At 66.5% G+C, this 12,737-nt stretch carries 9 protein-coding genes, 1 tRNA gene and 1 pseudogene; 1 reads left to right on the top strand and 10 read right to left on the bottom strand.

Annotated elements, in window-relative coordinates; genetic code table 11:
* Positions 1 to 49 precede the first annotated feature (49 nt).
* From ASG64_RS22110 to ASG64_RS19240, 3 genes and pseudogenes are all read right to left on the bottom strand, one after another.
* Positions 50 to 1,220, bottom strand: a pseudogene (locus ASG64_RS22110) (site-specific integrase).
* Between the two features lie 120 nt (positions 1,221 to 1,340).
* A complete protein-coding gene (locus ASG64_RS19245; RefSeq protein WP_082518511.1) occupies positions 1,341 to 4,601 on the bottom strand; it encodes a DUF4132 domain-containing protein in 3,261 nt (1,086 codons plus the stop codon).
* Between the two features lie 145 nt (positions 4,602 to 4,746).
* Positions 4,747 to 4,819: transfer RNA gene (locus tag ASG64_RS19240), tRNA-Asn, on the bottom strand.
* 211 nt (positions 4,820 to 5,030) lie between these two features.
* Here ASG64_RS19240 and ASG64_RS19235 point away from each other — a divergent pair.
* A complete protein-coding gene (locus tag ASG64_RS19235; RefSeq protein WP_042572838.1) occupies positions 5,031 to 5,267 on the top strand; it encodes a hypothetical protein in 237 nt (78 codons plus the stop codon).
* Here the strand turns inward: ASG64_RS19235 and dnaG are convergent.
* From dnaG to ASG64_RS19200, 7 genes are read right to left on the bottom strand one after another with little or no spacing between them, the layout of a single operon-like run.
* The gene (gene dnaG, locus ASG64_RS19230) at positions 5,264 to 7,189 is read right to left on the bottom strand and encodes a DNA primase (protein WP_056075622.1); all 1,926 of its coding nucleotides are present in this window, start codon (positions 7,187 to 7,189) and stop codon (positions 5,264 to 5,266) included. The two genes, ASG64_RS19235 and dnaG, sit on opposite strands and share 4 nt — an antisense overlap.
* A 28-nt stretch (positions 7,190 to 7,217) precedes the next feature.
* The gene (locus tag ASG64_RS19225; protein WP_056075620.1) at positions 7,218 to 8,477 is read right to left on the bottom strand and encodes a deoxyguanosinetriphosphate triphosphohydrolase; all 1,260 of its coding nucleotides are present in this window, start codon (positions 8,475 to 8,477) and stop codon (positions 7,218 to 7,220) included.
* The gene (locus ASG64_RS19220) at positions 8,474 to 9,157 is read right to left on the bottom strand and encodes a YdcF family protein (protein WP_042572835.1); all 684 of its coding nucleotides are present in this window, start codon (positions 9,155 to 9,157) and stop codon (positions 8,474 to 8,476) included. Before ASG64_RS19220 ends, ASG64_RS19225 begins: the two co-directional genes overlap by 4 nt.
* Positions 9,158 to 9,204: 47 nt before the next feature.
* Complete coding sequence (locus ASG64_RS19215; protein ID WP_042572834.1) at positions 9,205 to 9,813, bottom strand: response regulator transcription factor; 609 nt, start codon at positions 9,811 to 9,813, stop codon at positions 9,205 to 9,207.
* The gene (locus tag ASG64_RS19210; RefSeq protein WP_156388419.1) at positions 9,810 to 10,991 is read right to left on the bottom strand and encodes a sensor histidine kinase; all 1,182 of its coding nucleotides are present in this window, start codon (positions 10,989 to 10,991) and stop codon (positions 9,810 to 9,812) included. Before ASG64_RS19210 ends, ASG64_RS19215 begins: the two co-directional genes overlap by 4 nt.
* 34 nt (positions 10,992 to 11,025) lie before the next feature.
* Positions 11,026 to 11,811, bottom strand: a complete 786-nt coding sequence (locus tag ASG64_RS19205; protein WP_056075615.1) for an ABC transporter permease — start codon at positions 11,809 to 11,811, stop codon at positions 11,026 to 11,028.
* Positions 11,808 to 12,722, bottom strand: coding sequence for an ABC transporter ATP-binding protein (locus ASG64_RS19200; protein ID WP_056076288.1), 915 nt, complete (start codon positions 12,720 to 12,722; stop codon positions 11,808 to 11,810). The genes ASG64_RS19205 and ASG64_RS19200 overlap by 4 nt, the downstream gene beginning before the upstream one ends.
* Positions 12,723 to 12,737: the final 15 nt, after the last annotated feature.

Raw genomic sequence — 12,737 nt, 5'->3', positions numbered from 1 at the left:
AATCCCGTATTCGTTGCCCGGTCCCACCGCTTTTCCAGATCAAAAGTATTCAAAGAACATTATCAACAACTGCGTTGCCCATCAAGGGTGCGTTCTGGCGTGCGTAGCGCTCCAGCATGGCGGGTGTGGTGTGACCGGTCTGACGCATGATGGCGTGGGCGTCGGCACCGTTGCGGGAGGCTTGGGTGACGAACCCGGCACGCAGGAAGTGTCCACCACTGCGTGACCAGAGCAGGGTTGTAGCCCGCGCGTTCGGCGCGGCGTCGGACGGTCTTTTGGATGGCGGCACCGGAAAGGTGCGTGGTGCCGAGGTTGCCGTTTTTGGCAATGGCCCGGAACAGCGGTGCCCGCGCCGTGGTGCGGGGCACTCCCCCGCGGCACAGATGATCGTCGAACGGGTCCCGGTTGCGGAGCAGCCGGATGACGGAAGGGGGCCCACCGGCGGCGAAGGCTGCCACAACCTGCACCCACCGCACATACGCGCAGGGCGGGCACGTGGTGTGCGATTCGGTCGTCGAAAGAGCTCGAAGGATGCCGCGACCTTCCTGATCGGTCTTGGTCCTACGGAAGCGAGTGTGCATCCGTCCTCGCGGTGCAGGCTGACGTCGCGGCATTCGAGGTCGGCTAATTCGGAGCGGCGGAACGCGCCGGCAAACCCGAGGAGCAGCAACGCGCTGTCGCGGCGTTCGTACACATCGTCCGCCCACCCGTCGCACTGGCCGCGGGCGGTATCGACGAGGTGACGAATGTCGGAGACGAGGAGTGGCGCTCGCTGGGTGCGGGGTCGATCGCCGGCGGTGGCGTACTGCCGGCGGATGCCGGCCAGCGCAGCCGCAACGAGGTGATGGCCTGTGGGCGAGGTTTTCCCGGTGGTCTGGTGGAAGTGGTTGATTGCTGACGCCCACGCCGACAGAGTGCTGGCGGCGTAGGCCCTCTCTCCCGCCGCGGTGACAGTGTCAGCAGCATCGACGAGGTAAGCGGCGACGGTGACGGGGTGCGCCGGCAGCGGGACGTGCCCGTTGCGGGCGCACCAGTCGGTGAAGCGGCGCCACCCGGAGGCGTAGGCGCGACGGGTGCCGGCCGACCGAGACGATTCCACCGCAGCGGCGATGCGTGCGCGCCACCGCCACGGGAATTGCAGGCGCTGCCGTGCCCTCAGAGGGACCCGAGATAGCCGTCCAAGGGGTCGCAGGGGTCGTTTCGGCTGTTCGGGGGTCCATATCCGCAGCTTAAACCCGCGTCCGACACGGTCGCGGATAAAAACTGTGCTGAACTGGCGATTCGAGAGTTACGGTGCGTTAAGTGAAATTAACGACTCACTGCTCACGGGTTTCTGGCATTCACGGCTCGCCCCGCAACTCGGGCTCGTCTCCTCGGATCGGCCGCGTGTCGATCGTCGACAGATCACGCTGCAGTTCGGACGCGTCGATCGGTGTCAGCTCGTCATCACTGATCGCGATGTAGACAATTTTCTGTATCTCCGAGAACGCAGCCTGGGCGGCGTTGAAGCCCGGGAAGACCATGATCGAGACGGTCACGGCATCCGCGACGCGCTTGTCCAACGATATCTGCGCGCCCTTGTCCTGAGGCTCCTCTCGAATCCACCCGCGGAGTTTCAACGACAGCAGTTGCCGTGTCGATGCCTTCGTTCCCTCCAGCCGGGCGATGGCAGCCTGCACGTCACCAGTGAAGACAGCCCGGTGCACCTGCTCGAACGGCTGCTGCACCATCGCGGCGTCGAGCACGTGCCGCCAGGTCTGCACCGCGTCACCCATCGACAGGGGATGCACCACCGCGACGTCGACCTCATCTGCAATCTCGACGTGGGCACCATCGGCATCGATGGGCGACCGGAGATCGGAGAATCGGAAGTGCGTGCCACTGCCGGTAGACCAGACGAGCCTGCTCACGACATGCCACGTCAACGGGTGCGCGACCAGGTGGGTACGTACTTGGCCCATGCGCCACGTTCGGTGGGCGACCATCGCCTTCTCGAACCGTGCGATCAATTCGCCGGATACCGCGCCGAGGTCCTTCCGCAGAGTCGTGTACCGCTTGTACTCCTCACGGGCGAAATCCGAATCATGTTGTCCCGGGCGGGGAAGACGGTCGCGGGTCTTGCCGTCGCGGTCCACGATCATCAGGCTCAGGCGGTGGCCGAAGGTCGCGACGAACGAGCGGTCGCCATAGTCGAATGTGGTCGTGCCGTCAGGGTCGAGTCCGAGGTTCGGAACCAGGCGGTCGGCGAGGTCGAGTGGCGTGAGGTTCAGTTCGTCGGCGATGCGCCGGATGCGGGTATCGGCCTTCGCTCGCAGCGCCGGGAACCGCAAAGCTTGCGAAATAGTCCACAGATGGCCGAGTGCTGCGTCTGTGCCGATCGTTGCCAGAACTTCCAATCCTGCTGCGGCCCTGCGGTGTGCGGATTGGAGCGGCCACGTTCGGATCAGTGGTGTGAGCCTCCGCGCGGTGTCGTCGGTGCCAACGATCCCCAGTGCGTCCAACGCCCAATTCTGAGCATCGGGGAAGCCTGCCGCCGCCCATCGTTCGAAGACGTCCCACACGAACACGGCAAGGTCATCCGCGTCGGCGAGGTCGCGCAGGATGTCGATCCCGGCATAGACCTCGTCCATCCGCGACATCGCGAACATGACGAGAACGTTCTGCACGGCATCTGCGGGTAGGGGCGCCTCGGTGTCCGTCAGAACGAGCGGCGGCAACAACGCGGGGTCGAGCCACGCCGGAGTCGTCGGGATGGTCCGTGGCAGCACCGCTAGCGGGTCGAGGTCCACGATCGTGGCCACCACGGCGCTCGCTTTCGGCCCGAATTGCTCAGTAGCAGCGACCAATACGTCGCGGTGACCACGCCGGGCCAACGTGCGCATGCCTTTCTCCGCTGTCAGTCGCGGCGCACCCTTCTGGCGCAGCACCGACGCGACGACGTCGGGCGCTGCCGAGTCGATGTGCCGGTCGAACCACTCGAGAGCGCTCGCCCTCACCGACCTCGCTTGCAACCAGTTCACCATCCGACGGGCCACAGCGCTGCCGCCCACCGGTAGGAGGACGTGCGCGGTCTGCGCTGGTTTGGTGATCACTGTTCGCAGTATGTAATCCGCTGCGTCGACATCGAATCGACCCAGAATTCGCCGCAAGTCGCCCTCCGCCTGCCAGAGGTAGGAAGACTCGGTGATCGTCGGAAGTAGGGGACGGATGATGTCGTCCGGTGCGTGTGCGACGTAGTTCAGTGGATATCGCCCGTGCCCATCGGTCACTTCTTTGATGAAGTCCGCCCACGTCTTTCGCCACACAGACGGTGGATACGGTGTGCCCGCTACTGCCCATTCCTCCCGCTCCCCGGGCAACCAAGTCGTGAAGAGCGGCGTCGAAGGCTCGTCGACGTCGATCACGACGGGGGCTGACGCTTTCCGAGGCTCGAGCCACGGCGGCGACGCCAGAAGTGTGGGAACGGCATTCGCAGACAGCGTGGTCGGCTCGTTCCGAGACTCGGGTCCGGCAAGTTCAGGGTGTGTTCGGTACAGATCGCGAAGCAGAGACGCAGCGAGCGGTCTGTCCGACTCCGCCAACATCCGCGCCGCCCGCTCGGGTGCACGGTCCATTGCGTCGAGGACAGCAGGTTCTATGTGTTTGCTGCCCAACCGGTCCAACAGTTCCGACAACCCCGCGTCCGTGTCGAATTCCGCGAGAATTTCGGCACACCGCTTCTTGTTGGCGGACGAAAGATTACCGTCGAAGAACTCACCCACGATCGGCTCCAACCCCGGGCCGATGTTGGCACACATGGCGTGAAGCAGGCGCGGGTAGATGCCCACATTCCAAATCGCTCGGGCACGGTCTTCGACCAGCTCGAACGCGGTCTCGACGGCAGCCACGTCGGTGACACTGGCAAGCAGGACGAGGCCGATACTCCGTTGATAGCGGTCGAGTTGGAACGACTTCTGCAGATCGGCCGCGACCCAGTCGGGTTCGGTCGGCAACAGGAATGACGTCGCGATGCGACGCGCGAAGCACGAGCCGCGAAACTCCGCGAGTCGTTCCACCACTGCCGCGTACTCGTCGTCCGAGAGTGCGGCGAGCGCCGACCGCATCCGGCTGTAGGCGTCGTCGACCCAGAAATTGACCGTGTCCATCCCGACTCGGTGGCTGAGGGAACTGGTGGCCATGGTCCTAGGTTGTGGACTCGGGTGATATTCGATGGTCATCCCCGCTGCTACGACGACAGCCTCTGCGGCGAACGCGGCCCCGAATCGACCGATCAAGTACACGACGAAAGGTGTTCGCATCTTGTATTGATTGTGCTGGGTCGACACCATCCACGCCGCTGCCGCCGCGAGTGGCGTCACGTTTTTCGTGGGCGAGTGGTGGCCTGCAACGAACGCGCGGGCAGCATGGGCCCACTCCGGCGGTGTCGCGGGATGATCGAGGACGACATCGAACTGGTCCGCGACCCGTTCGATGAGACCGTCGATCGCCTCAGGTTTCAGTGTCGCCTTGGATGGCGCCGGCGTCGGTGTCCGACCGTGCACAGCCTCGCCGCGCCGCCACCATTGCGCCGGCACCTGCCACGTCGAAGATCTGGAGCTCATCGCATCGACAGTAGGGGCCCGCTCTGACGGTCTGCCTTCTGAAACACCGGAGCTGTCGTCGCGAACCTGACTCGTGCCCACCACGGGGCTGAGAACGCGAAAACCCCCGACCGCATCTCGGATGCATGATCGGGGGTCTCAGGCGCTCCCCCATCTGGACTTGAACCAGAAACCCTTCGATTAACAGTCGAATGCTCTGCCAATTGAGCTATGGGGGAATGTTCGTGGCCTCGAACTGACCCTTGCGGATGTGTCCTCGACCGAGAACAGACTCTAGCTCATCACACCCGCACACCACCAAATCGGCTGGTCGGAGGCACTGCCGTACATGCCGGTGGATCTCGCCAGGCTGTGCGCCCCCCGCCCACGGCACATGTCCGTGCGGTCGGGCAGGATATGGGGAGACGTCTCGAAAGGATCCACGCTCACATGATCGGAATGTTGGCCGGCGTAGCCGCCGGATACGTGCTCGGCACCAAGGCAGGGCGTGCGCGCTACGAACAGATCAGCCGCGCGACGAAGGCGGTCGCGTCGAGCCCGGCGACCAAGAAGATCGTGTCCGCGGGCCGTCAGAAGCTCTCCGACAGCCTCAGCACGCAGCCGAAGCTCGAGCCGATGAAGCAAGTGGACGACACGCAGTTGTACATCCCGCACGACAAGCTCTAGACGGCGGGGAACTCCGCGTCCGTGGTGCTGCCGACGGCCTGCTCGAGCAGACTGCGGCGGTACTGCTCGAGTGCGATGAGGTCACCGAACAGCGCGTTGTAGTCGTCGGGCTTGTCGATCGGTGACATCCGCTGCAGCTTCGACTTCAGCTCGGCCACCTGCCGCCCCACCCAGACCTCCTGTAGCCGCGCCAGCACTCCGGAGATGTACCGGGTCGTGGCCTCGTCGGAAATGGGCATCGATTCGACGGCGAGTTCGGTGACCAGGGAGCGAAGACCCTTGGGTTCCGCCTTCTTGCCGACGGCGTCGAGCCACTCCCCTCCTCCGAGCCCGGCCGCGGTGCCGCCGGCCTCGCGGACAGCGTCCGACACCGCGGCATAGGCGGGGTGGCCGAACGTCTCGGGGGGCAGCGAATCGAACACCGAGCCGGCGATGCCGGGGTGCTGCATGACGGCCTTCAACGCCTCGCGCTGCGGCCACAGCGTGGGGTCGTCGCGCTTGGGGTGCGCCGGTCCGACGGGCGCAGCGTCCTCGGTCTCGGTGCTGCGGACGGGTCGACGCAACGGAGCAGGAGCGCCACCCTTGGCGATCTTCGCGGCCTCCTCGCGGACACGGTTGACCACCATGCGCTCGTCGATCCAGCCGACCCACCCGCTCAGTCGCGTCGCGTAGTTGTCGCGCAGCGCGCGGTCCTTCATCTGAGCGACCATCGGAACAGCGCGACGAAGCGCCTCGACCTGGCCCTCGGCGGTGTCGAGGTTGCACTCCGACAGGGCGCCGCGGATGGCGAATTCGAACAGTGGAGTGCGACGGGCCACGAGGTCGCGGACGGCCGCGTCGCCCTTCTCGAGGCGTAGATCGCACGGATCCATGCCGTCGGGCGCGACGGCGATGAACGTCTGCCCCGCCAACTTCTGGTCACCGGAGAACGCCTTCATCGCGGCCGCTTGGCCTGCCGAGTCGCCGTCGAAGGTGTAGATGATCTCGCCGCGCCAGAACTTGTCGTCCATCAACAGCCGGCGAAGCAGCGCCAGGTGCTCGTCGCCGAACGCCGTGCCGCACGAGGCGACGGCAGTCTTGACGCCGGCCTGGTGCATCGCCATGACGTCGGTGTAACCCTCGACCACGACGGCCTGGTGACTCTTCGCGATGTCCTTCTTCGCCAGGTCGAGCCCGAACAGCACCTGAGACTTCTTGTACAGCAACGTCTCCGGCGTGTTGACGTATTTGCCGGGCATGGTGTCGTCGTCGAAGATCTTGCGCGCGCCGAAGCCGATGACGTCGCCCGAGAGGTTGCGGATGGGCCAGAGCAGCCTGCGGTGGAACCTGTCCATCGGACCGCGCTTGCCTTCGCGGGAAAGCCCTGCCGCTTCGAGTTCCTTGAACTCGAAGCCCTTCTTCATCAGGTGCTTGGTCAGTGTGTCCCAGCCACTGGGCGCGAAACCGCAGCCGAACTCCTGGGCCACGGCCGCGTCGAAGTTGCGCTGCGTGAGGTAGTCACGCGCAGGCTGCGCTTCGGCGGACTGCAACTGCTCGGCATAGAACTGCTGGGCAGCGGCGTTCGCAGCGACGAGACGCGCACGTGTTCCGCGATCGCGCTGGACCGACGTGCCGCCGCCCTCGTACGAGATGGAGTAGCTCAGCCTGTCCGCCAGCTGCTCGACACTCTCGACGAACGTGATGTGCTCGATCTTCTGCAGGAACGTGTAGACGTCCCCGCCCTCACCGCAGCCGAAGCAGTGGAACGTGCCGTGGTTGGGCCGCACGTGGAACGACGGGTTCTTCTCGTCGTGGAACGGGCACAGACCGCTCATCGAATCGCCGCGAGGCGCCTTCAGCGCGACGTACTCCCCGACGATGTCCTCGATGCGAGTGCGTTCACGAATGGCCGCAACATCGCGTTCAGGTATTCGGCCGGCCACCTGCCCAGTCTAGGTGCACTCGGCGACATCAGCCCCAGGCGGCCTGAGCGCCCAGACTGCCCTGGTCGACGCGTTCGAGCCGGGACTCCGTGTACGACGCGATCTGATCGACGACGACGCGGGTCCGCGCCGCATCGTCCTGCGCCGCGACCCAGGCCGGGACGAACATCGGGTCCAGGCTGGCCGGTGCGGAGTACAACAACCACGCTGCGACGCGGTGGATACGGTCACGCTGGCGGTCCTGCCGCTGACGATGGCCCGCGTCGGACATGACGTACCGCAGCGCCATGGTCTTGAGCAGCGCCACCTCCGCACGCACCAGGGACGGCACCGACAGATCGGCGTCGTAACGCCGTACGGGTCGGCCGTCGGAGGCCTCTCGCGTGCTCGAGATGGCGGCGGTGGTGAAGCGGCCTACGAGCTCGCTGGTCATGCGCTTGAGCGCGACGGACCGCACCAGGGTCCCGTCGTAGCCGGCGGCGTCGGTCACGACGGGCATCTCCGAGAGCCGTTGCGCCGCCTCTCGCATGTGGTCGCGATCGAAGCCTCGGAACTCGCTGACCGACATGTCTGCGAGCGCCGACTGCTCCGCTGGATCGGCGAGCGACCGCAGGTCGATGCGGCCCGCGATGACCCCGTCCTCGACGTCGTGCACCGAGTAGGCGACGTCGTCGGCCCAGTCCATGGCCTGCGCCTCGAGGCTCTGACGGCCTTCCGGGGCACCCTCGCGCACCCAGGTGAGGGTCGCAGCGTCGTCGTCGTAGGCGCCGAACTTGGCGCCCGGCCGGGGACGCAGCCACGGGTACTTGATCGACGCGTCGAGAGACGCCCTGGTGAGGTTCAGCCCCGCACTCGCACCGTCGGCGGTCAGCACCTTCGGTTCGAGGACGGTGAGGATGCGCAGGTTCTGAGCGTTGCCCTCGAACCCGCCGCACGCCTCCGCGACCTCGTCGAGTGCGCGCTCGCCGTTGTGTCCGTAGGGCGGATGCCCGATGTCGTGCGCCAGACCGGCCAGCTCGACCAGGTCCGGATCGCATCCGATGCCGTCGGCGATGCTGCGGCCGATCTGGGCGACTTCAAGCGAGTGGGTCAACCGGGTTCGCGGTGTGTCTCCCTCGCGGGGGCCCGTCACCTGGGTCTTGTCGGCGAGGCGTCGCAACGCCGCGGAGTGGAGAACGCGGGCTCGATCGCGGGAGAAGTCCCCTCGGGGGTCACCGGCACTGAGCGCTGCGGTCTTCGTGCCTTCGACCACCAACCGTGCGACGTCCGCGGTGTCGTAGGTCGTCACTGGCTGGCCGTGTACTGGAAGTCCGCCGAGTAGTGCGTGAGCTGGTACCACAGCAGAGCAGCTGTCTCCCTAGCGATCCCGTGGATCTGCGACTCACGGGTGAACACGGCGGGGCCTTGCCGCGTCGGCGACGTCCAGGCGTCGAGACCCGCGTCGCGGGCCATCGTGCGGGTGCGGAGTGAATGCCACGGATCGCTGACGAGGGTGATGGTGTTCAGCCCGCGCGACGCCAACGTCGCCGACACCGCCTCGATGCTCCGCAAGGTATCCGAGCCTTCCTCGACCGCCACGATGTTCTCGCCGGGTATCCCCTGGTCCATCAGATAGTTCCGCCCCGACGCAGCCTCGGTGTAGTTGTCCCCCACCTGCTTGCCGCCGACGGTCACCACCAGCGGCGCCACGCCACTGACGTACAAGGCATGTGCCTGTTCGAGTCGCGCCTCGAACACCGATGACGGAACACCGTCGTACTGAGCCGCCCCCAGAACCACGATCGCGTCGGACGGGGTGTGGTCGTCGATACGGGCAACCTGCCACACGCGTACGGCGGTTCCGCCCACGAGCAGCAGTCCCACGAGCACCACACCGGCGATCACGCGTCGCAGCCAGCGCGCGAGCGTGCCACCGAAGCCGAGACGTGCAGGCTGAGGCGGGTAGTCGTACTGGTAGTCGGTACTCACACGGCGATTCTGCCAGTCGGCACCTGTGAGTAGTGGTCGGCGCGCCTTCAGAGCCAGCCGTTGTCCACTGCTGTCCGCACGGCCTCGGCACGCGTCGTGGCGCCCGTCTTGCCGATGGCGGCGGACAGATGGTTGCGCACGGTGCCCTCGGACAAGTGCAGCGCCGACGCGATCGAGGCCGCGGTGGTACCCGCCCTGGCGGCCGACAGAACTTCCCGCTCACGCGCAGTCAGGGGTGAGGTGCCCGCGGTCAGAGTCTCCGTCGCGAGCTCGGGATCGATCACCCGCAGGCCGGCATGGACCCGTCGCACGGCCTCGGCGAGCTGGCGCGCAGGAGTGTCCTTGACGACGAATCCGCCGGCCCCCGCGTCGATCGCACGTCTGACGTAACCGGGCCGTCCGAACGTCGTCACCACGAGGACACGGCAGGTCGGAAGCGCGGCCCGTAGAAGTCCGGTGGTGACGATGCCGTCGCCGCCCGGCATCTCGACGTCCAGGAGCGCCACGTCCGGTCGATGCTCGAGAGCCGCGGGAACGACCTCGTCGCCGCGCCCGACTTCGGCCACGACATCGAGATCGTGTTCGAGTCCGAGCAGCGCCGCGAGAGCACCGCGCACCAGGGCCTGGTCGTCGGCAAGCAGTAGTCGGATCGTCATGGCGCTGTCACCGTGAGGACGAATCCGCCGTCACTCCCCCGCGCGGCGCGCACGGTGGCGCCGAGTGCGTCCGCACGGTCGGACAGACCTCTCAGGCCGGTTCCCGTCGATTTACCCTGAGGTCCGACCCCGTTGTCCGTCACGGTGATACGACGTGGTTCCAGGCGGATCCGACACTCCGTTCCCTTGCTGTGGCGCACCACGTTGGTCACCGCCTCCCTCATCGCCCACGCGAACAGTTCACGGCAGTCCTCGTCGACACCCGCCGCGGAACCCTCGATGTGCACCACCATCCCGGCCGCCTCGACCGCGCTGCGGACTCCCCGCAGCTCGGTCTCGAGACGCAGGTGACGCAGGCCGCCGACGGTGGACCGTACATCGGCCAACGCTGCACGCGAGAGACTTTCGACGTCGGCGATCTCCGCGGCGGCACGCGCCGGATCCAGCTCGAGGAGTCGACCGGCGAGTTCCGCCTTCACGGTGATGACGGTCAACGAGTGACCCAGGATGTCGTGGACGTCGCGGGCCACTCTCTCGCGTTCCTCGATCACGGCCATGTCCGACAGGCGACGGCGCGCTTCGTTCAACTGGATGTTGCGGGCGACCAACTGACTGATCCCCCACGCGGCGAAGGCCGCCACTCCGAGTGTGAACCCTGCGGAGTCGTCCGGCGCCCAGCTCGGGACGATGCGAGGAAGGCCCTCCACCGCAACGAAATTGGCAGCCAGCACCACCAGAGCCGACCGGCGCGGCAGCGTCATGACCGCGAGAACCGCGACGAAGACGCACCCGGTCAGAACGGAGTCGCCGGCAGCCGGAGCAGCGGGAACCAGCAGGAGCATCATGGTCACCACCACGGCCCACTGCCGCGGAACCTGCACGTCCTCCGAGGCGTGCAACCGGCCACGGAAGTCGCGGAACCCACCGAGGAACACGGCGGCGAAGGCGATCAGCGACAACGCTGCCGCGACCTTCCAGGCCACCGGACCGTCGTAACCGGCCACGGCGCGCACCGGGTAGATCAGATAGATCAGCCAGACAGCGCTGAAGACCCAGCCGCGACGCACGGCATCCCGTAGCCGGGTGCCCTCGCTGTCGTCGGGGTTTACCTCGCGCGGCTCGATGACGAAATGCGACCGTAGCGATCGGTACAGCGTGGCACCGGTGGTCCTGCTCACCGGTGCCACGCTAGACCCGCTGCCCTCGTCCGTGTCATACGCGGGCGGTGTCCTTACGGAACATCGTCCTCGCGCCGACCACGAAGATCGCCGTCCAGACGGCAACGTTGACCAGCGCCTCGATCAGCGAGGACCAGCTGGTGTCACCGAGCGGCGACCGCGCCAACGTGGCCACACCGTACGTAGGAACGAATTTCGCCACGGTCTCGAACCATCCGCTGGCGGGGACGAACAACCCGCCCGCGAAGGCGAGGACGGCCAGGCCGGGACCGAGAATCTGCATCACGTTCTCCGACGGCAGCAGGTAGCCCATGAAGAGCCCGAATGCGGCGAACACGATCGAGGTGATCCAGGCGAGCACGAAGCATTCGACCCAGGCGGCCGCGGGAAGTGTTGCTCCGGTTGCCGCGCCGACAGCGAACACGACGGCGACGGACACCAGTCCGAGTGCCATGGCGACGACGACCTTGATCGCGATGTACGCCGTCGGCGTGAGCGGTGTGAGCCTGAGCTGTCGGCTCCAGCCCAACCCTCGCTCGATGGACACCATGGCGCCGCCGCTCGTCGTGGCGAGCATCGCCCCGTACAGCGCCATGCTGACCATGACGTATCCCGTCACGTTCGCCGAGCCTGCGGACTCGGTCTTCAGATCACCCTGCAACCCGAAGATCAGGAAGAAGATCGGCGGGACCACGAGCGCGAAGATGATGGTGCGTCGGTTCCGCAGCATCCGCCGCATCTCGAGTGCGAGAAAACCTGCGTTGAACCCGCCGTGAGCGGGCAGCGAGCGGGAAGGGACGAGCGATTCGGTGGTGGTCATGCGTGCCTCCCGGCGGTGTCGGTGGTGAGTGTGAGAAATGCGTCTTCGAGGGTGTGCGCGACGATCTCCACATCGCGGGCTTCCGTGCGCTGGAACAGGTATCGGGCAACCTGGTCGGAGTCCGATGCGTGGACGGTCAGACGGTCACCCCGGATCTCCACGTCGTCGACACCCGGGATCGAGAGGAACTCGGCGGCGTCGGCCCCCGGGAGCACCGCGGACACGCGGCGACCGGACGCGACGTTCTTGATCTCGGCCGCGGTGCCGTCGGCGACGATGCGTCCGTCACGGATCAACACGATGCGGTCGGCGTAAGCGTCGGCCTCGTCGAGATAGTGGGTGGCGAACAGCACGGTCCGGCCGCGCGAGGAGTCCTCCTGCATCGCCGACCAGAACTCGCGGCGGCCCTCGACGTCCATCCCGGTGGTCGGCTCGTCGAGAACGATCAGGTCAGGATCGGGGAGCAACGCCAGGGCGAATCGCAGGCGTTGCTGCTGCCCGCCCGAACACTTGCCCACCATGCGGCCACCGATGTCGGCGATGCCGGCCCGCGCGAGCACCTCCGACACCGGTCTCGTCGACGCGTACAGAGTTGCGATGAGCCGCACGGTCTCCTCGACGGTGATGTCCTTCAGGAGTCCCCCGCTCTGCATCACCGCGGACACGCGTCCGGTGGCGACGGCGTCCTGCGGGGACTCCCCGAACAGGGACACCGTTCCGTCGTCGGGGCTCCCGAGGCCGAGCATCATGTCGATCGTGGTCGTCTTGCCGGCTCCGTTCGGACCGAGGAACGCGACGATCTCGCCGGGGTGCACGACGAGCGACACGTCGTCGACTGCTTGGACACGTGTACCGCCGGGACTGGGGAACGACTTCCGGAGGCGGTCGAGGTGGATCGCTGGTGTGGTCATGTACGGAACGATGCT

Source organism: Rhodococcus sp. Leaf247 (assembly GCF_001426185.1).
Lineage (GTDB): Bacteria > Actinomycetota > Actinomycetes > Mycobacteriales > Mycobacteriaceae > Rhodococcoides.
The sequence above is the reverse complement of the archived record's forward strand: the minus strand, read 5'-3'. Positions and strand labels throughout refer to the sequence as shown.